18 protein-coding genes are annotated in these 21,495 nt (G+C 51.5%); 5 read left to right on the top strand and 13 right to left on the bottom strand.

Translation table 11 applies throughout. The features are described from left to right. The first annotated feature begins 35 nt into the window (after nt 1-35). Together KIH39_RS19480 and KIH39_RS19475 are read left to right on the top strand one after the other, a co-directional pair. Nucleotides 36-1,316: an amidohydrolase family protein gene (locus tag KIH39_RS19480; protein WP_213494897.1), complete on the top strand. Its 1,281-nt coding sequence runs from the start codon at nt 36-38 to the stop codon at nt 1,314-1,316. 205 nt (nt 1,317-1,521) lie between these two features. Continuing rightward, the gene (locus KIH39_RS19475; RefSeq protein WP_213494896.1) at nt 1,522-1,953 is read left to right on the top strand and encodes a DUF2784 domain-containing protein; all 432 of its coding nucleotides are present in this window, start codon (nt 1,522-1,524) and stop codon (nt 1,951-1,953) included. Nucleotides 1,954-1,965: 12 nt separating this feature from the next. On the opposite strand, the gene KIH39_RS19470 is transcribed toward KIH39_RS19475, so the two are convergent. Beyond that, nucleotides 1,966-2,562 (bottom strand): histidine phosphatase family protein, encoded by a 597-nt coding sequence (locus tag KIH39_RS19470; RefSeq protein WP_213494895.1) that lies wholly within the window; start codon nt 2,560-2,562, stop codon nt 1,966-1,968. Between the two features lie 84 nt (nt 2,563-2,646). Further along, on the bottom strand, nt 2,647-3,651 hold the full coding sequence (locus tag KIH39_RS19465) for a YdbT family protein (RefSeq protein WP_213494894.1): 1,005 nt from the start codon (nt 3,649-3,651) through the stop codon (nt 2,647-2,649). Between the two features lie 99 nt (nt 3,652-3,750). Here KIH39_RS19465 and aroF point away from each other — a divergent pair, with 99 nt between their 5' ends. Then, the gene (gene aroF / locus KIH39_RS19460) at nt 3,751-4,767 is read left to right on the top strand and encodes a 3-deoxy-7-phosphoheptulonate synthase (protein ID WP_213494893.1); all 1,017 of its coding nucleotides are present in this window, start codon (nt 3,751-3,753) and stop codon (nt 4,765-4,767) included. 55 nt (nt 4,768-4,822) lie between these two features. Here aroF and KIH39_RS19455 read toward each other — a convergent pair whose 3' ends face one another. The 4 genes from KIH39_RS19455 to KIH39_RS19440 form a co-directional block, all read right to left on the bottom strand. Continuing rightward, nucleotides 4,823-5,926 carry an aldose epimerase family protein gene (locus KIH39_RS19455; protein WP_213494892.1) on the bottom strand — a complete coding sequence of 368 codons (1,104 nt, stop codon included), beginning with the start codon at nt 5,924-5,926 and terminating at the stop codon, nt 4,823-4,825. A 112-nt stretch (nt 5,927-6,038) separates the two neighbouring features. Further along, nucleotides 6,039-7,337, bottom strand: a complete 1,299-nt coding sequence (hemL, locus tag KIH39_RS19450; protein WP_246539349.1) for a glutamate-1-semialdehyde 2,1-aminomutase — start codon at nt 7,335-7,337, stop codon at nt 6,039-6,041. Nucleotides 7,338-7,408: 71 nt separating this feature from the next. Next, nucleotides 7,409-9,379: a serine/threonine-protein kinase gene (locus KIH39_RS19445; protein ID WP_213494891.1), complete on the bottom strand. Its 1,971-nt coding sequence runs from the start codon at nt 9,377-9,379 to the stop codon at nt 7,409-7,411. 1,540 nt (nt 9,380-10,919) lie between these two features. Beyond that, nucleotides 10,920-11,738: a hypothetical protein gene (locus KIH39_RS19440; protein WP_213494890.1), complete on the bottom strand. Its 819-nt coding sequence runs from the start codon at nt 11,736-11,738 to the stop codon at nt 10,920-10,922. 538 nt (nt 11,739-12,276) lie between these two features. On the opposite strand from KIH39_RS19440, the gene KIH39_RS19435 reads away from it, so the two are divergent. Next, nucleotides 12,277-13,077 carry an ADP-ribosylglycohydrolase family protein gene (locus KIH39_RS19435; RefSeq protein ID WP_213494889.1) on the top strand — a complete coding sequence of 267 codons (801 nt, stop codon included), beginning with the start codon at nt 12,277-12,279 and terminating at the stop codon, nt 13,075-13,077. Between the two features lie 54 nt (nt 13,078-13,131). On the opposite strand, the gene KIH39_RS19430 is transcribed toward KIH39_RS19435, so the two are convergent. The 5 genes from KIH39_RS19430 to KIH39_RS19410 all read right to left on the bottom strand — a co-directional run bounded on the left by KIH39_RS19430 (nt 13,132) and on the right by KIH39_RS19410 (nt 17,979). Further along, nucleotides 13,132-13,362: a hypothetical protein gene (locus KIH39_RS19430; RefSeq protein WP_213494888.1), complete on the bottom strand. Its 231-nt coding sequence runs from the start codon at nt 13,360-13,362 to the stop codon at nt 13,132-13,134. A gap of 212 nt (nt 13,363-13,574) precedes the next feature. After that, a complete protein-coding gene (locus tag KIH39_RS19425) occupies nt 13,575-15,098 on the bottom strand; it encodes an IS66 family transposase (protein ID WP_213494887.1) in 1,524 nt (507 codons plus the stop codon). Nucleotides 15,099-15,519: 421 nt separating this feature from the next. After that, nucleotides 15,520-16,161, bottom strand: coding sequence for a hypothetical protein (locus KIH39_RS19420; RefSeq protein WP_213494886.1), 642 nt, complete (start codon nt 16,159-16,161; stop codon nt 15,520-15,522). Between the two features lie 425 nt (nt 16,162-16,586). Then, nucleotides 16,587-16,886 (bottom strand): hypothetical protein, encoded by a 300-nt coding sequence (locus KIH39_RS19415; protein WP_213494885.1) that lies wholly within the window; start codon nt 16,884-16,886, stop codon nt 16,587-16,589. A gap of 487 nt (nt 16,887-17,373) precedes the next feature. Beyond that, nucleotides 17,374-17,979 (bottom strand): hypothetical protein, encoded by a 606-nt coding sequence (locus KIH39_RS19410; protein ID WP_213494884.1) that lies wholly within the window; start codon nt 17,977-17,979, stop codon nt 17,374-17,376. Between the two features lie 757 nt (nt 17,980-18,736). On the opposite strand from KIH39_RS19410, the gene KIH39_RS19405 reads away from it, so the two are divergent. After that, nucleotides 18,737-19,069 (top strand): hypothetical protein, encoded by a 333-nt coding sequence (locus KIH39_RS19405; RefSeq protein ID WP_213494883.1) that lies wholly within the window; start codon nt 18,737-18,739, stop codon nt 19,067-19,069. A 344-nt stretch (nt 19,070-19,413) separates the two neighbouring features. Here KIH39_RS19405 and KIH39_RS19400 read toward each other — a convergent pair whose 3' ends face one another. Together KIH39_RS19400 and KIH39_RS19395 are read right to left on the bottom strand one after the other, a co-directional pair. After that, on the bottom strand, nt 19,414-20,952 hold the full coding sequence (locus KIH39_RS19400; RefSeq protein ID WP_213494882.1) for a hypothetical protein: 1,539 nt from the start codon (nt 20,950-20,952) through the stop codon (nt 19,414-19,416). Beyond that, nucleotides 20,952-21,461, bottom strand: a complete 510-nt coding sequence (locus KIH39_RS19395; RefSeq protein WP_213494881.1) for an RNA polymerase sigma factor — start codon at nt 21,459-21,461, stop codon at nt 20,952-20,954. Before KIH39_RS19395 ends, KIH39_RS19400 begins: the two co-directional genes overlap by 1 nt. Nucleotides 21,462-21,495 lie beyond the last annotated feature (34 nt).

The following is a 21,495-nucleotide window of genomic DNA, read 5'->3' as shown; positions in this document are numbered from 1 at the left end:
TAACTCTCGGACAAAGCTTCCCTGGAGGTTCGGCCATGTTTCGTCTTTTCTGTGTTATCGCTTCCTCACTTCTGATCACGGCCTTTCTCCCGGCTCAGCCCCCGGCCACAAAACCGACGGCTCCGAAAGAGGCTCTGCTGCTGATTCCCGCGCGAGTCTTCGATGGAGTGGAGATGCACGAAGGATGGGTGGTACGTGTCCGGGGCGAACGCATCGAGTATGTGGGTCCACCCAAGGAAACGGCCACGAAAGAGGAGGTTAAATCGATTCCCTTGCCTGGCACAACTTTACTGCCCGGCTTGATCGATGCTCACACGCACGTTTTGTTGCACGCTTATAACGAGACCTCCTGGGAAGATCAGGTGCTGAAAGAAGCGCAAGCCTTGCGAGTCTGCCGGGCGACCAATCACTTGAAGGCCCAACTGCTTTCCGGTTTCACCACCATTCGCGATCTGGGAACTGAAGGAGCAGGCTATGCCGATGTGGGCTTGAAGCAGGCGGTGGAGCAGGGGATTATTCCGGGTCCGCATATGCTGGTAACCACCCGGGCCATCGTCGCCACGGGGACTTACGCTCCGAAGGGATTTGCCCCGGAATGGCACATCCCGCAAGGAGCGGAAGAGGCCGATGGAGAATCGCTTCGAAAAGTGGTTCGGGATCAGTTAGGTAAAGGGGCCGATTGCATTAAGATCTACTCGGATTATGGCAACCGCGCCACCTTCTCAGTGGAAGAGTTGAAATTGATCGTGGAAACCGCGCGTTCCGCGGGAGTTCCGGTGGTTGCACATGCCACTACCAAAGAGGGGATGCGGCGGGCCATCGAAGGGGGTGTGGAAACCATCGAGCATGGCTATGGCGGCGATGCCGAAATCTTCCGCTTGATGGTTACCAAGAATGTCGCGCTCTGCCCGACCCTGGCCGCTTACGATGCCACCTCGCGTTATGCGGGCTGGCAGCCCGGTACCTCTCCGGAGCCAGCGAGGCTTCGAAGCGTCAAGGCGGCTTTTAAGGAAGCGTTGGCCGCCGGCGTGACGATAGTGAATGGTTCCGATGTCGGCGTGTTCTCGCACGGCGAAGGCTATCGCGAACTGGAACTACTGGTGGAATATGGCATGAAGTCGCCCGCGGCTTTGCAGGCCGCGACTTCGGTAGCTGCGCGCACGCTGCATCTGAAAGATCGAGGGAACCTCAAGCCGGGACTGCTGGCCGATCTGATCGCCGTGGAAGGCGATCCAGTTCAGGACATCAAAGCGTTGCGAAAGGTTTCCTTTGTGATGAAGGGAGGCAAAATCTATAAACAGGAAGCGTCCAGGTAAAAACCGATTTCCAATTCGCTTAACCAGCGCTTCTAAGAAAATGGCTGTCATTTTTGGACTGGCCGGGAATAATTTTAGACCCCCGGCATCTTAACTTCAGATCGCGATCTTACCGGGATCCTTTTTTTCTAAGGATCTTTAACTCCCTTAATTTGTCCTCGCACGGCCGTGGGCGCTTCTGCGCTCCTCAGACCTTGGAGATACTATGTACGGATTCCTCGCCGATCTGATTGTTGGCGTCCATGTGGCTTATGTCACTTACGTGGTGCTGGGTCAATTCCTCATCTGGCTGGGTTGGGTTCTAGGCTGGAAGTGGATACGCAATATCTGGTTCCGTTCGTCACATTTGATCATGATGGCGATTGTGGTTTACGAGGAAATCCAGGACATTCGCTGTCCGCTCTCGGTTTGGGAAGAGCATTTTCGGGTGCTGGCCGGTCAGGAAACGACCGGTGAAACTTTCCTCGGCCGATTGCTGCACAGCCTGATTTTCTACGACGCCCCGCACTGGGTATTCACCGTCGGCTACCTGGGATTCGGCAGCCTGGTCTTACTGACGCTGATTTTGTGTCCACCCCGTCGGCGAGCGAGCCGGGCCATTACTCACACCGACCTCGGGGCCTCCGCCGTGAGTTAATCGGGACTCGCTTTAGTCGCCCACGTGTCGCGTCTCGTTCCACAACGCCAAGGCGGGAGTCTGTCGATCGTGTTCGTAACCCAGCATACTGAGCGACGAGGTGCTCAGAACCATATGACCGGCCGCTTGAGGATCGAAACCGCACCAGCAGGCACTCAGGACGCGCAGAAAATGGCCGCTGGAAAACAGTAGTACGACATCATCTATTGCCCTAAGGCGTTCGATTACCCGGGTGGCTCGTACGACCACATCACTGAGGTTTTCTCCTCCCGGGCAGCCATCGCGAAACAGGTTCCAATCGGGTCGGCCGGCCCGAATCTCCGCGCGGGTTTTCCCTTCGTACTGACCGTAGTTCCATTCCACCAGATCGGCATCGAGTTTAGCCACGGAACCAAATCCGGCCAGTTCGCAGCTTTTGCGGGCCCGCTGCAACGGGCTCGTAAAGACGTGCGGAAATTTCAGCCCGGCAATGCGTTCGCCCAGGCGCTTGGCGTTTCGTTCGCCCCGTTCGGTCAGGGCGATGTCGTTCATGCCGGTATGCTGGCCGGTCAGGGTCCAGGGGGTTTCCCCGTGGCGGGCGAGATAGATAATTGGTAAAGGTTGGCTCACGAGTATTTCCGCAAAAAAATTTCTTCTGAATGACAACTCTATAGTACCATTTCGACGGTTTTTTCACAGCGAAGCCGGGCGGTTTTAGTCCTGCAGTTCCACCGCCGAGGAAGGATCTTCGCTCTCACGCAGATGGCAGTACCAGTTGTAAGCTTCATTAAAAAAATGAATCAGAATGTGGGGATTCTCGAGAGTGGCCAGCGCTCCTAAATTATAAACGCGCCAGCGGCTGGGCGTTTCTACAATCAGGAAGTTGCTGATTCTCAAACTCTTGTAATCGGACCAAGCGACCGTGCGCCAGACGTTGTTCTTTCCGAACACTGCGAACCGGAATCCCTGCCAGTTCAGGGTGATGAGATCTTCGAGTTTTTTCAGTTTCACCAGAGTGCTATAACCTAAACCCAGGTGGTAATACTTTCGCTCGAAATGGGCCATCTGATTCTGCATAAAATCGTCCCAGAGCCGATCCCAGTTCTTCAGATAGATGTGCATCTGCACTTCCCGAAGCAACTCGGAAAAATTGGTCAGGTAGCCGGGGAGTTTGATCTCCGCGCCATCGTCCCGGACCAGTTGAATCTGCGTGTGCGACAACCGGAACAGGAGCGTGAAGCGTCGCAGCCAATGGGAATCCCGGGGTTCAATATTCAGATAGTGATAGCCGGGCCCGGCCTGCAAGGTCAGCCGGGAGAGATTATCCGAGTGAATGAAAGCCGATTGAATTTCACTCCAGGGAAAGCTGACCAGTTTGCCTTTCTGCCAGATCAAGAGCCCGGTTTCAAAGCGCAATACTCGCGCCCGGCGGTTGAGCCGGGTCACCCGGAACTGCCAGACGCTGAAGACGAACACAACCAGATAGAGGGTGAGGAAGCTGGCGTTGAAGCCCAAGCCGATGAGAAAGCCGCCAATGCAGCTGAAAATCGGCCAGAGAATCGACGTAATAAGCATCAGCCAGACGCGGCGCATGCGTCGGCGATACTCGTTCTCCGGAAAGTGATGTTCCGCCAGCGGTTTGCCCAGTCGGTCGACGGCCGGCTGGTATTCCTCCGGCCAGTCTTGAGAAACGGGTTCTGAATCGCGAACTTCGGCCATTACCGGATTGTCCTATGGGATGATCCTGCGCCCTGAGAGACTATAATAGGTTTTCGCTCGCGGTCGTGTTTTCTTGTTTTTGCGGAAACGAGTTCTTCCATGCTGGTAGTGATGCAATCCGGCGCTTCCAAGGATCAGATCGAGCACGTACTGAAAGCCATTGCCGCGCAGGGGCTGACGGCCCATCCTTTACCAGGAGCCACCCGGACAGCTATCGGCATCACCGGCAATACGGGAGCCGTCGATTCCCGTTCCTTCGAAGTGCTCGAGGGGGTCAAGGAGTGTATCCGCGTCACCAAGCCGTTCAAACTCGCCTCGCGGGAAATGCACCCGACGGACACCAAAATTGAATTCCCGCAAACCACGGTCGGACCGGGTCATTTCACCATGATTGCCGGGCCCTGTTCCGTGGAAAACGAAGCGATGATTCAACAGACCGCCGAGTTTCTGATGGGCATCGGCGTGAAGATGTTGCGGGCCGGAGCCTTCAAACCTCGTACTAGTCCCTATTCCTTCCAGGGGATGGGCAAAGAAGGCTTGGAGATTCTCAAACGCGTTCGCAAGAATACCGGTATTGGCATCGTCACCGAACTGATGGATACCGAAAACGCCGATATCGTGGAAGAAGCGGCCGACATCATCCAGATCGGCACCCGCAACATGCAGAATTTTGCCTTGTTGAAACGCGTCGGTCTGGCCCGCAAGCCGGTCCTGTTGAAACGCGGCATGAGTGCGACCTTGGAAGAATGGCTGATGTCCGCCGAGTACGTCATGGCCGGGGGCAATTATCAGGTCATCCTCTGTGAGCGGGGCGTACGTACCTTTTCAGACCATTCGCGAAACACGCTCGATCTTTCGGTCATCCCACCCTGTAAATCGCTTTCCCACCTTCCCATTTTCGTCGATCCCAGTCACGGCACCGGTAAACGGCCGTATGTCCCTCCAATGGCCTTAGCGGCCCTGGCGGCGGGGGCCGACGGCCTCTTGATCGAAATCCATCCCGATCCCGACAAGGCAATGAGCGATGGCGCGCAATCGCTGAATTTCGCAGCCTTTTCGAAGTTGATCGATTCGTTGAAAATGTTGGCGGGGCCGCTGGGACGAACGCTGAATTAGCGGTAGATATGTGGGATCAGGCTCGCGAGGAGCCTGATCGATCTTGCAAACTGTTTTACTTCGTGCCGAATTCATAAGTGGTCTTCTGCTTGTAGACCTGGCCCGGTTTCAGTGTGATCGACGGAAACTCCGGCTTGTTGGGCGAATCGGGATAGTGCTGAGCTTCCAGACAGAACGCGCCGTACTTGGGGTACTTGGATCCGCCCTTGCCCACTTCCTTACCGAGAAAATTCCCGGTGTAGAATTGCAGACCCGGCTCCGTGGTCAGCACCAGCATCTTGATACCTGTCACCGGTGAAGAGACTTCCGCCGCTTTTTCCACCAGTCCTTTTTGGCCGCGCAGAACGTAGTTGTGGTCGTAGCCGACCGGGTCGAGGCCGGTGTCTTTCAGTCGTTTGCCGATGGGAGTGCTCATGCGGAAATCGAGCGGCGTGCCTTCGACCGGTTCGATTTTGCCGGTCGGAATCAACGTTTTATCTCCGGGCGTGTACTTGTCGGCGAAGATCATCAAATCGTGATTGAGAATTTCGCCCGCGTTGTGGCCGCTGAGGTTGAAATAGCTGTGATGAGTGAGATTCACCGGAGTCGCTTTGTCGGTGTAAGCGGTGTAATCGATCATCAGGGCATTATCTTTCAGCGTATATTCAACGGTGACCGTCAGAGTTCCGGGATAGCCCTCTTCGCCGTCTTTACTGACGTAGCTTAAAGTCAGTTTGGGGTTGTCCTTGATGATTCGCGGCGAGGCTTTCCAGACTTGCTTGTCGAAGCCCTTTTTGCCGCCGTGCAGACTGTGCGGGGGGTTGTTGGCATCGAGCTTGTATTCTTTGCCATCGAGCGAGAACTTGGCATTGGCGATGCGATTGCCGACCCGTCCGATGATGGCCCCGAAGTACGGGCTGCTATCGACGTAATCTTTGAGGTTGTCGAAGCCGAGCACGACGTCGACCGGCCGGCCGTTTTTATCGGGAACCATCAGCGAAGTGACGATGCCTCCGTAGTTGGTGATCTTGGCCACCATGTTGCCGTTCGTCAGGGTGTAGAGATCGACTTCGGTACCGTCCGGCAGGGTGCCGAATTTGACGCGCTCGATCTTGGGACCGGCGGTTGCACCCGCGGTGGTGAGCAACAGCAATCCCAATGCGAGGAAGATACGTTGCATGCAGTTGACCTTGTAGATGGTTGAGGAGAGGAAACTATGCCTGTGCAGTTAATGTAGCGAGGCTCATCGGGGCGTCCAAGTTTCGCGTCTCAAATCGAAAAAACCTCGGCGACTACAGCTTGTTCAGGGCTTCGCGGGCCGCTTGCAGAGTAGTATCGATCATCTCCGGCGTATGGGCCGCGGAGGTAAAGGCGGCTTCGAACTGGCTGCAGGGAAGGTAAACTCCGCGGTCCATCATCGACCAGAAGAACCGGCTGAATTTTTCCGTATTGCTGGTCTTGGCGGTATCCAGATCGACCACCGGCGTACCTGTGAAAAACAGCGTCCACATACTGCCGATGCGATTAATCTGATGAGGAATATTCCTCGCTGTCGCGAATTGGGTGAGTCCGTCGCACAACCGTTTTGATAGCTGATCGAGTTGAGCGTAGGGTGGATTATCCCGCAACTCTTTTAAAGTGGCTAATCCGGCCGCCATCGCCACCGGATTTCCCGAAAGCGTGCCCGCCTGGAAAACCGGCCCGGCCGGCATGATCTTCTTCATCACTTCCGCCCGGCCCCCATAGGCGCCGACCGGGTAACCGCCGCCGATAATTTTGCCCAGGACGGTGACGTCCGGCTTGATGCCCAGCAGTTCCTGGGCACCGCCTGGTGCCAGCCGGAAGCCGGTCATTACTTCATCGAATATCAGCAGGCTACCATGACGGCGTGTCAGTTTCCAGAGTTCGTCGAGGAACTCTTTGGAAGGGCTGACGAGTCCCATGTTGCCGACAAAGGGTTCCAGCATTACCCCGGCGATCAGGTTCCCGCGAGTGGCAAAGAGATCGCGCAGCGCCTGACAGTCGTTGTAGCGCAGCACAACCGTATCCTGCGTGCAGCCGGCCGGTACTCCGGGGCTGCTTGGCACGCCGAGCGTCAAGGCGCTGGAGCCGGCCGAGACGAGCAGGGCATCGACGTGGCCGTGGTAACAGCCGGCGAATTTCACAATCAGATTGCGGCCGGTGTAGCCGCGGGCCAGCCGTACCGCGCTCATGGCTGCTTCGGTGCCGGAACTGACCATCCGAACCATTTCCATGCTCGGCATCAGACTGCAGATCAGCTCGGCCAGTTCCGATTCTTTTTCGCATGGGGCGCCGTAGCTGCTGCCGTTGTGCACCGCCTCCAGCACGGCGGCCACCACCTTGGGATGGCAGTGCCCCAGAATCATGGGCCCCCAGGAGCCGATGTAATCCAGGTAGCGATGGCCGTCGAGATCGTAGAGATACGGTCCTTCGGCTCGCGCGATGAACAAGGGGGTTCCACCCACTCCACCGAAAGCTCGAGCGGGACTGTTGACTCCACCGGGAATCACTTTCTGAGCGCGTTCGAAAGCGGCCTGACTTTTCGGGCGAGGAATATAGGTAGATGACATGGTAGAGCGTCCGTCCGGGAAAAATTCGCCGGTCCGAAATTTATCGTAACCGGCGGTTCAAAGGGCAGCTATTATTTTTTGAGTTTACGCAGTTCGCTATCCGCTTCGATAGCGATTTTATCGAGCGGGGAGGGGGCATTTTTGTAGAGGTCGCGAATATCCCGAAGTGTATTGCGCATATCCCGAAGTACGATGAGATTCTCCGATTTCTGAACGGAGAGGGCCCACTTCAGCAAGCCGCGGACCATCTCTTCGCGCTGTTCCGGGGTCGCTTCGGAAGCTTTTTGCGGATCGAGATCGCGGAAATGACGGGCGGCCAGAATCAAGTAAACGCGCTGATCGATCGGCTTATCCTTTTCCCGATCGTCACGCAGGGATTTCCAGGCCTGCTTCGCCCCCGCCAGATCGCCGACGGGCCCTTTTTTATCTTCGCTCAGCTCGGCGCGTAAATCGCCAAGAAGTTCGAGTCGCAGGGCTTCGTAGGTTCGCTTGGTGTCGTCGCCTTCGAGTGTCGCTTCCTCCTCATCGACCCGGGCCCTCAGCAGAGTGGCGAGCATCCTCTTTTCCAGACCGTCGGCCTCGCTTATCAATTGCTTATGACGGCGGCCGATCCAGCCCCAGAGAGCTAGCTCTTCGTTCTCCTGTTTCACCCAGTTCTTCTCCAGATCGATCCATTGTTCGAGCGCGCCGTTGGTGTTACCCTCCGCTTCGAGTTTGTAGCCCTGCATAACCAGCGCATACGCCTGCTTGTCGTATTCCTCTTCCGGGTTCAGCCGTTTCGCCCGAACGCGATTCCACATCGCCTGATCGATCTTCTTGGCCTTCAGGCCGAACAACTCATCATTGGCGCGCTGCCAGTCGGCATCCTTGTTACCGGATTGCCGTTTGAGATAAGCGCTGAGCAATTGCTCCTTGGTGGCCTCGTCCTTTTCTTCCATCGCCTGGTTGAAAGCGATCTTGGGATCGCCAGGCCGCGTTACCAGGTAGAGGCCGATCCCGGCTCCGATCACGAACAGGCCAATGAGAGTTAGCGCAAACCAGAGCTTGCGATAAAAGGGGATGGTTTTCTTTTTGACCTTCTTCTTTTTGGAAGAAGATCGAATGACCCGGGTGGCTTCCCGATCCGATTCATCCGGCGGCGAAGTCATCTGAATTCGGTCGATCACCCGGGCGTTGGCCACTTCCGCCCCCACACTCTTATGCGAAGCGACTTTATCTTCGATTTCCTGGAGCGCCCGGCCCACCGTCGCGGCGTCCAGCGGTCGGAATTCCGGCTTCTTTTCCAGCATCTGGCAGACGAGCGTATCCAGCCACATCGGCAGGTTGGGAACGAGCCGACTGGGACGCTCGAAAGGATCGTTCACATGCGCCATGAACAGATCGATGGAGGTTTCCCGGACGAAGGGCTTTCGGCCGGTGAGCAGTTCGTAGAAAACCACCCCGGACGAATAGATATCCGATTTGGGGCCGAGGTTGCGTTCTCCCCGGCATTGTTCGGGCGACATGTAAGCGGCGGTGCCGATGGTGTTGTTGGCTCCGGTGAGCGCAGTCAGATCGACATCCTTGGCGATCCCGAAGTCGGTCAGCTTGACCGTGCCCCCCTTGGTGAGCATGATGTTCGAGGGCTTCAGATCGCGATGGATGATCCCTTTTTCGTGCGCGTGCTCGAGAGCGGCCGCCAGCTGCTTGCCGAAGATGACCACGTCTTCCCAGGGGAGTTTGCCGCGCCGCTCGAGCAGGTGATCGAGCGATTCCCCTTCGACGTATTCCATCATGAAAAACGGCGTTTTGCGAATGTGGCCGCTGCCGTAGTAGCGGGTGATGTTAGGGTGCTTGAGCTGTTTGAGGATTTTGGCCTCGCGGTCGAAGCGGGCCCGGGCGGTTTCGTTGTCGGCCAGACCGAAGGCGATGACTTTCAGGGCCGTCAGCGTGTTGTCCTTGAGAAAGCGAGCCCGGAAAACGGAGCCCATGGCCCCGCTGCCGAGTTCTTTCTCAATGTACAGCGACTTGTCACCTTCACCGATGGTCTGACCTACCAGCATGGAAAAGCCTAAGTATCGGAATTGAAAATCTCGATGGGATAACGAATCCGCTCTCGCTACTGCCTGTAAGTGATTTTAGGCGCCGGAGTGTGCCCGGCGAGTGATTTTAAGCCGGGGCTCAAGGTTGAGGGCGATAAAGAAAATCCTTCGAGAGTGCTAACGGGCCGAAGTTTCCGAGGCCGTTCGTACCGGAAGAGAGTGATCTTTCCTGGATGCCAGTCAGCGACGATAGGGCTATTTGTGATCACTGAAATTCACTCGGGAGGACGGCGTTGCATCAGATCGATCAATTCCGTTGGAGCTTGAGGACCGGTTCCGCTTTTTCGTTGCCGAGGGACGACCGCTGGAATTCACCGCGATTGGGAACTCCAGGAACTGTTGCAATTTGGGGCGGTTGGAACACTCACGGCGAGCCCGGAGACCAAGAAAAGCTTCGTGTGGATTCCTCAGTGATCTAGAGTGCATACGACACTTCGATTTTGACGAGATATCTCAGAAATTCCGGACATTTTGGGGTCAAGAAGGGCCTTTCTTTCCGGGATTTCCCTAGAGAGGTCATCAGATCATCATTTTTCACATAGTGGAAAACGCGATTTTGATGACCTTAGGTTATTTCTTGGGAAATACGCCTGTTTTGGGGTGATTCGTCGTAAACCGATTTTGAACCCAATCGATGACCTCCCTTTCTGGAAAGTTCTGAACTGCTGGTAGGATCACTGCGAGGATCGAACTGACGAAGCTCGCGTGCAGGCTTTTGTAATCCTGAAATGGACCGATTCCCTGCACGCTGTAGAGTAATCGAGAGAGGAGTGACTGGCAAAGTGAGTTGTGTGGCAAAGGCACTGATGCACCGAAACAATCTCCGTAAGTCATTGTCAGGTAATGTTTTGGATGGCACTGGCTATCTGCCCGTGCCTGAGAAAGAGAAATCAGAGAGAGTTTTCGCCAACTTCGAAACAAATTCGATCCGAAAGCGAGAGTTATATCGAAACGGCGGGTGGCTATCTGCTACCCCAACGATTGGAAGTGGTCCTCGGCCAAGTTTTACACACAGCAAAGTCCGGAAGAGCGAGATCAAGATTTGCCAGTTTTCATGGTCTTCCTGGAGATTGGCGTGGGTACGACTTTCAGGGGCGTGAATTCCTTCTGGGTTGAAATAGGGTGATTTGTTGTTGAAAATCGATGATTTCTAAATGGCACTGTCAGATAGACAGTGCCACCCAAGTCTAGATTGTACAGGGACTTGCGTTTATTGAGATGGGATGCCAGTGTCACCCCGCGGTGATGCTAGCCAGCCTGGAGAAGATAAGAAAAAACGTATCGCGAAATAGTTTGTATTTTTGATATCCAAGCTCGAAGATTTCGAGACTACTTCTTACCAAAGAATGCCTTAATCGAGCGAAATATTTTCTTGATACTCTCGACAAGCCCTTCCTCTTTTTGGATCTCGATCTTGCTATGATCGCCTTGGCTTTGGACAGAATTTCCTTCGAAAGAGAAGTTATTGTTCACATCTCCTCCCGAGGTATTGTTTGTTTGGTTAATATGCATTATTCACATCTCCCCCCGAGGTGTTGTTTGTCTGATCAATTTTAAAAAACTTTTCAATAGTATTGTAAATCACAGTGATATTATTCACGATAACTTGTGAGGGTTGAGGCTCAAAAGCATTCTTTGTAAACGGTTGGGATCCATTTGGTTGGGATGGCTGCCTAACCTCTGACAATTTTAGTCCTGGGGAATTTATTAAGCCATATACTGCATGCAACTCTGTGAATTTCGACTCATAACAGACCTTGATTCTCTGGCTAAGACCTCTTTGCGAAATGAAGAGATCTTCGTTAGCGAATTCAGAGTATTTGCGAAAAGCCTCTTTACGCTGATTTAGATCATGTTCAAACTGTTTCTTTTTTGACATATCCACTGGTAGTGGAAGATCGAATAGAATCTTATTCCCATCGATTCGACCTACAGGCAAGACTGAGGTGCCATTTCTAGGGGAGAGCAACAATAAATCAGCCGTGCCTTCATACTTAATTTTGCATCGGACTACGTATCGTTGAGGCGCTGGCAGGTGGCCTGGATAAAAATTAAATCCTGTCGAATTTGGCGATGCTAGAAATGCTTCCAGTCTCGGATTTTCACGTTCAATATCGTCGAAATTAAGTCGGAGAGGCTTGATGATAGTTGCCTCTTCGAGCAACCCTACGAGGTACGATTCCTCGAATATCTCTTCAGAAATTGTGGACTCGATTCTAGAGAGAATTCGCATCTCGTGAGCTTGAAGAAATTCAGACAGAAAGGCACGATGCCACCCAGTATTTTGTTGCCTGTTGAAGAACAAAGTCTCTGTGATCATAACACTTACCTAGTTTGTTGCCTTGGACACAGATCGTAAGGCCTTATTCCGACTTATCAAATTATATTTCGAATCGACGGCGGTTGGCACTGGTACCCTTTTAGAATCACCGTAAGTCATTGGCAGGTAATGTTTTGGGTCCAGCTGGCTATCCGCCACCCGCCGATTGGAAGTGGTCCTCGGCTAAGTTTTACTCCCAGGAGACTCTGAAAAGCGAGATCAAGATTTGCCAGTTGTTCATGGTCTTCCTGGGGATTGGAGAGGAATCGAACTGCCAGGGCGTGAATTTCTTTTGAGTTGAAAAGAGGTCCTTTGTTATTGAAAATCGAGGATTTCTCAATGGCACTGTCAGATAGACAGTGCCACCCAAGTCTAGATTGTACAGGGACTTGCGTTTATTGAGATGGGGTGCCAGTGTCACCCGTCGCTTTCGATTATTCGATAGGCGGCCGGAGGTACCTAACAGGTTCCTTTCGCGAGTAAAATCAAGCCGAGATTAGTCACTGGTGTTGTCCTTTCCCAACGGGGAGGATTCGAGATGCTGGGTTCAATCGTCGGGGATATTATCGGTTCCGTCCATGAAGGCAAAGGAACGAAGTTCAAGAAGTTCGATTTATTCGTACCGCATTCCTGCTTTACTGACGATACCGTTTTAACCGTGGCGGTAGCAGACTGGTTGATGACCGGTGGTGATTTAATCAACACTTTGCAAAGCTGGTTCTTGCGATATCCCAACGCGGGTTATGGCGGTATGTTTATTTCCTGGGCTCTGCAGAAAAATCGCGAGCCATACAACAGTTGGGCGAACGGCTCGGCCATGCGGGTCAGTCCCGTGGCCTGGGCTTTTTCGGATCTTGATTCGGTCTTGGAAAAGGCCAGAGAGTCCGCCGAGGTAACGCATAATCATCCCAAAGGGATTGTCGGTGCCCAGGCCACGGCCGCCGCGATATTTTTAGCACGAACGGGGCATGCGAAGCCGGAGATAAAGAAGTACATCGAAACGACATTTCATTATGAGCTCTCGAGATCCTTGAGAGAGATTCGAGCGGGGTATATTTTCGATGTTTCTTGCGCGGGTTCTGTTCCGGAGTCGATCATCGCTTTTCTGGAATCGAGTAGTTACGAAGACGCAGTCCGCAATGCAATTTCGCTGGGTGGTGATGCCGATACCATGGCTTGTATTGCGGGTGGCATCGCTGAAGCATTTTATGGCGGCGTTCCCGAGGAGATTGTAACGGTAGCAGTCTCGAGACTCGACAGCCGAATACGAGAAACCTTGGAACAATTTCAAGCTTGGCAGAGTTCGAATCAAAAATCGCAGATTCGGACACAGGAATAGAAGGAATATTCTGAAGTAGACGAGGAAATGGATACCCCCATCGCATTCGCAGCCTTAGAGGTCGGTACTCACGGTTTCCGGCAAAGTCTGATTTTCTTCCTTCAGAGGGAACCGCCAGACTAGGAAGGTCAGCCAGAACGCTAACCAAACGGAACCGAGAATACATCCCGTGGCTTTTCGAATTTGCTGGAGTGTTTTGCCCCATTCGCCATTCCGCTCACTTATTGTCAGGGAATAATATTTGTTGTCTACATGTGCAAAGAAATAGTCGCGGTCGTTTAGCATATAATATATTTGCATGTAATAGACAATGAGCAATGCAACGATATACATAGTAGCCGCAATATCTGTGCGCAGCATGGAGCATGCTGAGGTTGACTCGGCTTTTGAATTTGCCGACAGATGGGTTATCGGCACAGGTGAAAACTCGTTGCTTAGCGCTTGATTGGGTCTGGTTTTTACCGTTGTATTGGAGGAGGACAGGCGACACCTTTTATCTACCCGCTTGGTTTGAGTTTGGGCTCTGCTTCAACCTTGGGAAACAGTCCATTGAGGACAGAGATTTTGGGGAGCGACAAGTTCATCTTATTCAACAATTTCGTAAAGCAGCTGATCCCTTCCTCGGTCCAACTGTTGATCTCTTCGATTACGTTCGCCAAGGTGAACTGTTTCAGGTACAAGCGGAGCGATTCCAGCACGCTGGTCAAAATCGATTGCCGACGAGCCCCGAACAGCGACTTGCTGGTCCGGCCCGTCTTGCGGGCTTCTGCAGGCTTCCGCAGCGTCCGTTCGCTTTCGTTGTTCGTCGCCCCGACTTCCACAGTTACCCCGTTGGGTTGCTCCACCTCCTCGGTCGTCACGAACGCGAATAACTCCTCCCTCATCACCAGCGTCATGATTTCGTTGTTCAGCTTGCGATAATCGTCTTGCGTTCCGGCCAACTTCGGCAAATTCTGAGACCACAGGGGCCTGCACAAGACGACGATCTCGTCCTCCAGTTCGGCAATTTTCTGGAGACGACCCGCCTCGCCCAGTCGTCCGTCGCGCTTGACGCGAACAGCCTTCCGATAGATTTCGATTAACCGATCGGTGAAGCGGCGGTATTCGGCATTGTCCGGTTCGAGCAACGTCAGCTTGATGGCCTTCCGCAACAGGTGCGCCCAGCACTTTTGCGAATGAGTGAAGTGCCCGTAAACCGCCGCATCGTCGCTGACCACCAGACCTTTGAACGTGGACGGGTCGAGAATTTTCGCCAGCGTGTCGGCATCCTTGTTGACTCCGAACAACAGGATCCGGGCTTTCTCCGAGAGGAACGCCCACACGCTGTTCAAGCTCCAGCCCGTCTCATCGGTCCAGACAACCAATGAGTTGGCCACCAGCGTGCACAGCGTATCGAATTCCTTTTCCCAATGACGCGACAACCGGTGCAGCAACGCATCGACCTGCGCTTTTCGCAGAGTCATATTCTGAAAGAATTGGAGCGACAGACAGACTTTGTCGAATGACATCCCGACGGTGTAGACCAGGAAAGCAATCTCGACGAAGATTTCTATGCCGAATTCGCTGCGGCCTATCACGCCAGGGATTTGGCCGTAGCGGTTTTTAGGGCCCCGATAAATCTGGTAGGCGATCAGCACCGCTCGACCGTTTTCTACTCGCCACACCGGTCGAGTGTGCGACAAATGACATGCGTTCTTGTCCAGGCCTTCAGGATAAATCGCTTCGCTGCGTTCGGCCTGAGCGATCTTTTCCGCCGAGGTGATGCGACCGCGTTTCTTGCCATTCTTCTGCTTACGCTTTTTTTTCGGATTCTTGGCTTCTTGGCGCTTCTCTTCCGCCTTTATCGAATACGGTTCAGCGACCTTGGGCGTAGGAGAGGAGGCGATTTGCTTTTTGAGGTCTGCGATTTCTTGGAGAGCTGCTTGCAATTGGTTCTGGAGGGAAAAAATCAAGTCGATCAGGTAATCGGTGCTGACCTTTCCCGTCCGGACATCTTCCTTGAGTTGCTCCTTGGCATCCATTGCCAATTTCTAACCGATCCGCAAAATCGAGAAAATACCAAAATCAGGGAATTGTCGACTACTATACATACATAAGACGCCCACCCAATTTAGTTTAAAGTAACCTTTTTTGTAGAGTCGAATTCCGCCAATTAGGAGTACTGAAAGATATATCCAGCTGAACCAGAAGACTATATCAGAAAACAACTTTAAATTCGCCTGTTGCTGTTTCGTGAAGATCAGCTCCTTCTGCAAAAATTCTTTTTGATCGAAATAATTAAAGAATTGGTTGAAGAAGTCCGGGAAATATTCGAAAATGAGAAGCGCTCCAAATGCCAAACTCAGAACGTAAATCCGATAGATTTTGACATGTTCGGCTGTCGTGAATTCAGCTGTAGATTTGGGCACGGCCTATCCTCATTTGGCTCGAAAAAATCTCCTTTTAAATTCTACCACTTTTGTCCGAGGGAACTATCTCATGGCCGAATTTCGATTGAGACGCGTTTTCACTACGCCGTACGATCAGCAGCACCTCGTACGTCCACCAGATCAAAATGATGACAAACGAAATTTGCAAATTCGACAGCACCATCATGAATTGAGAAGTTCTTTGCCAACTGAGATTCAGCTTCGAAACAATCTCTGGGTTGCCTCCGGTATCCATCGAGGCCCTAAAACAATATTCATCGGTCAAGTAATATCCGAATCCGGGGAAACAGGACCACAACATAAGCAAGAAGACTAGGGAATGTGCCTTGCCATAGAGACCCCGACGTATCAAGGTGTATTTCGTGTAACCTTTTCTGTAGAGTTGAATTGCCAATAGAGTTACTATCGCAAGGTAGACGCAGCTTAACCAGAAAATCACCTGGGAATAGATCCGCAAATCCTCACGCTGTTCTTCAGAGAAGAGAAGCTTGTACCAGTTATCCTCATAGCTCTGGAATCCAGAATTCAGTCCGAACCAGATCTTAAAACAATGAAAGTAGAGGTAGCCGAAGATGACCGTCACGATCACGCAGATTAACAGTCGAACGACTTGGGATTTGCTCAAGGCTTGCGGCTGCGAACTGGATTCGGGCACGGGCACTCCTCATGAGATGGATGAGGCTTTCACCAGTATTTTAACCACATCCGACCGCGAGTGACACTGGTCACCTGCTATTTTTGTTCATCTTAGTGAATTGTAGGACTCCATCCTCGTCCAATTTCCGGGAGGCACTGGCTAACTGCCAGTGCGTGGGAGAAAAAGTGCCAGAAATTTTCACCATCTCAGGCACAAATTCGAGCCAGAAGAACGCTTTATCTCACAATGGCACTGTCAGATAGACAGTGCCACCCAAGCCGTTACTGGTTAATGACTTGCGTTGATTGAGAATGCTTGCCAGTGCCACCCGCCGCGATCGACACGGTTTGGTTTTTTTTGTCATCCTTCGCTTGAGACAAATCTTCGGAGGCACGAACTTAGTGCTCATAAATAAAAGTTACTGTACACGACATCCGATCTCGTTAACCAGCAAAATCCTCTATATAAGCTTCAAGTGAAATACCAGGAGGGCCATCGCCTCCTATATCAATGAAGGTCTCATCAAGAATTGAATCGTACTCCTCCTCGGGAAGGATGCTTACAGTTTTGCCTAGATGTTCGGCTAGAAATTTCATCACTGCCTTCATCAGAAGAGGATTTTCGGAGTTTCGAACTCCTGCTCCAATTTGAAAGTAGCGACCAATAGCTTCTGCATTATAAATCTTGCCAAGCCAAATCACATGCTTGGTTTCTTCGCAAACTAGATAAGCATAACGACTCATAAGCAACCTCTTTCGGCATTTTGTGTCAGATCGACTTAGCGATTTACTACGTAATCGGACCATGGTGCAGCACAGAGCCAGATTCATCGACAACGTGCAATGTCATGTCTTTGTATTTGGCCATATCTCGCCCTGGGACAGCATTGAACCGCCGCAAGTAATCTTCGACCTTAGTCCCGGCGGGTGGCACTGGTAACCCTTTAGAGTTACCGCAAGTCATTGTCACGTAATGTTTTGGGTCTCACTGGCTATCCGCCAGTGCGTATTGAAACAATCCACTTTTCATAACGTGTGACCTATTTCCAATTCTAAAAGTAGCGCCACCCTGATCTCACGAAACATCAACAATTTTCGGGAAGTACAGTAATGTCGAAACACGTATGGGAACAGGCCCCCGAAACAAAGCCAGTCCTCCTCAATTTGCTGACCGCTGAAAGCTGATCGCTAATCAGACAGTCATCCCAAACGAAACCAGTTTCCGAAACCATTAGCAACGAATTTGCATAAGTCTTCTCATATGCTTCCGAAGTTCGAAGGTGATTTCTGATTGATCGGAATCCTCCGTTTTTGAGAAATCAACGGAACCGTTTTTCAAAAAATCCTGGCACAGCTCACAAGCAGAAAGATAGTCGGAAGCATCGCTTTTTCTAATCGAAGAAAGCCTCTTTCGGAGTATCGCAAGAAATTCCATCAGCAGACTTGAGTTCGCATGCTCCGCGAAGAAGCAGTAGTTCGCCAGGAGTTTGAACGCGTTCATGGAATCGATTATATTGACATCAATGTTGGCTTCGGTGCTCACATAAAGAAGGTAGAAGCAAGAGACATAGGCTCCCACGCCGTCCGTCGTTTCCGGCTTGTCTGAATTCGTCGATAGCTCAATGGCTTCCGTAATTCCATTAACAACGGAAGTACGCAGGTTCCAAGAGTGAAAAAGAGTGTGTAAACTTTGGAAGTGATAAATCTTGCGGGCAATTCTGCGCGAAACATATCCTCTCTGCTGAAGTTCGTTGATCGTGAATTCGCGAGAAGAGTTTCGCAACAACTCCCGGGCAATTCTGGTGAACCGGTAGTTTTCGTAAACAGTGTCCAGCATTCGATCCCAATTCTGGGTTTGTGCTATGTGCACGCAGCAGGAAATCGCACTCAACCTCTATAAATCGCCATAAGTCATTGTCAGGTAAAGGTTTGGGTGGTATTGGCTATTTGCCAATGCGTAATCGCAACGATCTTCCATTTTCGTTGAACAAGTATAGCTTTCCTGACTAAAGCTTTCAACCAATTGACGTCTCTTTCGATCAACTACGGGCAAATAGCGCTCGACACGCCGTCCGTGTGATAACCGCGACCGCGACGCGCTATCGTCGGGTGGCACTGGTAACCCTTTAGAGTCACCGCAAATCATTATGAGGTAACGGTTTAGGTGGCACTGGCTATCTGCCAGTGACTGAGAAAGAGAAATCTCGGAGACTTTTCGCCAACTCCGAAACAAATTCGATCCGAAAGCGGGAGTTATATCGAAACGGCACGGGCAGATAGTAATTGCCACCCAAAACGTTTCTGAATAATGACATGCGTTGATTTAGTTTGGTTACCAGTGCAGCCGCCGTAAAATCAACTGTTAGGGGTCTAGTGGAGGTTGGTCAAGAGGCTGTTGAACTCGCGGTAATGACTGCGAGTGAAATTGCGGATATTTTAACGAATGATCCCGGAATTTGTAGTTGGAACAATCGTGGTTGTTGGTGGAATCGCTTACATTGTGTCCACTGGTGTTGTCGGGGCCTGAACACTCGTTTCAGTTCTTGTTCCATAGAAATAAAAATACTTATTACTCTTCTAACTTGGAGTCATTTATGACTGCCGATTTCGGATCCCTTCTCTGTACTCGGACTTTTACTTGGGTCGATGATCTCGCGACTACTCGTTATGCGTATCTCGATATATCGATGCCTGTAAACATTAACGTTGGTCAATCAAACTATTGGGCCTGTAATGTACGAACTCGCGACACTGGCGAAGATGATCTCAAGACAGCCCAAGGCGATGATTCCGTACAGGCCATATATCACGCCCTGATTCTGGCAGGAATCATGGTGAATGAACTGACTATCTCCAGTGCCTTTCAGGAAAGTGAACTCGAGAATTTTGGCTTCCCTTCGATCGCGATTCCGAACGAAGCCCGATAATTGATTAGCAAAATAATCCCCAGGCGAAGGGCGGCACTCAACGCCGTTACCTCTAATTTTTAGCCTCGTAAAGGGAACAGTTTGAACCATTTACGCGCCAGTTGTCGTTGATCGAGTGTCGCGGGCGGGCGGCTCTGGCTATTTGCCAGTGCCTGAGAAAGAGAAATCGCAGAGACTTTTCACCAACTCCGAAACAAATTCGATCCGAAAAAGCGGGAGTTATATCGAATCGGCACTGGCAATAGCCAGTTCCACCCAAACCGTTACTGGATAATGACATGCGTTGATTTAGTTTGCTTAGCAGTGCCACCCGCCGCCGGTCGAGTGCTTGAAGAAGAGAGTTGCTACTTCGAAAACTCAACGAGAAACTTCCTGATGACGGTCGCTCCAGGCGATACTCCGGTAGGCTTCAGATCGTCACCGCTCTGCTTGACCTCTCCCTGCCGGTAGAGAGTCGCGTAATAGCGACCTTTAGGAGATTGTTCGACCTCCTCAATCACAGTCACCGAAATCAAATCAATCGGTTTCTCCGGAAATCGTTCAGACCGAAGACAAAGCAACTGCTGATCTGGGGACAACCAATAGCGATTCAGAATTTTGCCAGTTTTGGCATCTTCAACAGTTACCAAGTTACAATTGCTTGGACCAATCTGTGGTTTTGAATTCATTGTGACTCGTAGGTTGTATGGAACGAGTCCAAGCAAAGGGTGTCCAATCAGATCCGGGACGAAAGTCTGACCTGGGAAAAACATGTTTTTATCCCCCCAGGTTTCAAAACAGAGTTTGTCGACTTGCTCCTTCCACCACTTAATCCGATCATCCGCCGCCGGAACTTTAGTGGGGTCGGCTTCGCGAACCAATTTGAAAATCTGATCCCCATCGACTTGCTTGGCGGAGTATTCTGATCCGGTATACTGGAGCTTAATGACGTCCAAATTAATTTCTTTCCAATCCACGATTGTTGACATCACAGTAGCAGAGTATGGATCAAATTGTGTTTTCTGTTGTTTAACATACTCTTTAAGTAAAACTTTCAGTTCCTCCGTATAACGTGTATCAACAATTTTGGATTCGTTCGGAACATTAAGTGCGTATATAGTTTCGGGGCCTGAAGAAGGATAATCGATCTTGCAGGTGCGTGAAACTCGCACTCCTTCTTCCGTCCACTCTTCCACTATTTTATTGGCAAGCTCCGTCTCAGCAGGGACGTGGTACGTTAATTGTAAGTTTGCGGGGGAACTGTTTCGAAACTCGAGCAAAAACATATATTCCGTCCAGCGATGATCCCCCTCATTTCGCGTAGTGGTTCGGCGGTCAACAATTTTGCCCTCACCGATTCGATCTAAAGAAACAAGCTTGCTTGCCGAAATCGACCGGAAAACATTGTCAAATGCCATGGCTTCGGTCCGATTGTCTGAGTCAAACTCCCCTACGGTGATCGTTTTTGTGCGCCTATCGAACTTCTGTATTTTCTTCTCATCAAAGTTGGCAAAACTCACTTCTTCCGGAGACACGATGGCAAACATTCCCTTCGTTGCGGAGAACCAGATTTCACTCGTCTTATTTTTCTCTGCCCCATTCTCCGTTATTCGAATCCAAGCTTGCTTCTGGGCGTTTTTTAGAACCTGCGACCAGGCATCCGACGGAGAAAAGGTCATCGCCAACAGCAACAGAATCGCAGCAGCGCAGACTGCCGAGCATGCCGCCCCCCGGATCATCCAGGCATAGGAGGGTGTTCGAACGGGTCGAGTTCTCAAAAAATCAAATTGACTCGAAATCAGCTTCGGAGCCGGCTCGTTCAAGATAGCCTCGACGGCAACTCGAAAGGGCTCTGGTAGTTCTGAATGATGAGAAAAATTGTCTTGATTGCTGGGTTCTCTCATTATTTATCTCCTTCTGTATGAGTCGTTAATGTCGATTCGAGCTTCGAGCGGGCCTTATGAATCGCGGCTGCTACTGCGCCGACGCTGATGCCAAGGCTTTCCGCTATCTCCGGGTTGGAAAGCTGTTCGAAGTAGCGCAGCGCAAAAACCACTCCTTCACGCTCCGGTAAGGCGGCGACTAGCGCTCTCAAATTTTCTTTCAGTTCTTGTCGCACGGCCTCATCGTGGGCCGAGAAACCTGGGAGTGCCAGATTATCCACACTGGTTGTCGAATTTTTGCTACGTTGTCGCCGTCGATCAATCGCACGGAAAACCGCGAGTTTCCGGAGATAAGCTCCCCAATTCCGGATAGGTAATCTTGAGGGCACTTTGGCGGAGGAAAAAGCCTCCATGAAGACTTCTTGCGCCACATCTTCGGCATCCGATTGGCAACCCAGGATGCGCATGGCAGCCTGAATCACCATCTGACCATGTCGAGCGAGAATGACATCCCAGTCGATTGACAACATCCCGACCTCGTTACGAATTCGTTTCAGTTACGCC

It is taken from the genome of Telmatocola sphagniphila, from assembly GCF_018398935.1.
GTDB lineage: Bacteria > Planctomycetota > Planctomycetia > Gemmatales > Gemmataceae > Telmatocola > Telmatocola sphagniphila.
The sequence above is the reverse complement of the archived record's forward strand: the minus strand, read 5'-3'. Positions and strand labels throughout refer to the sequence as shown.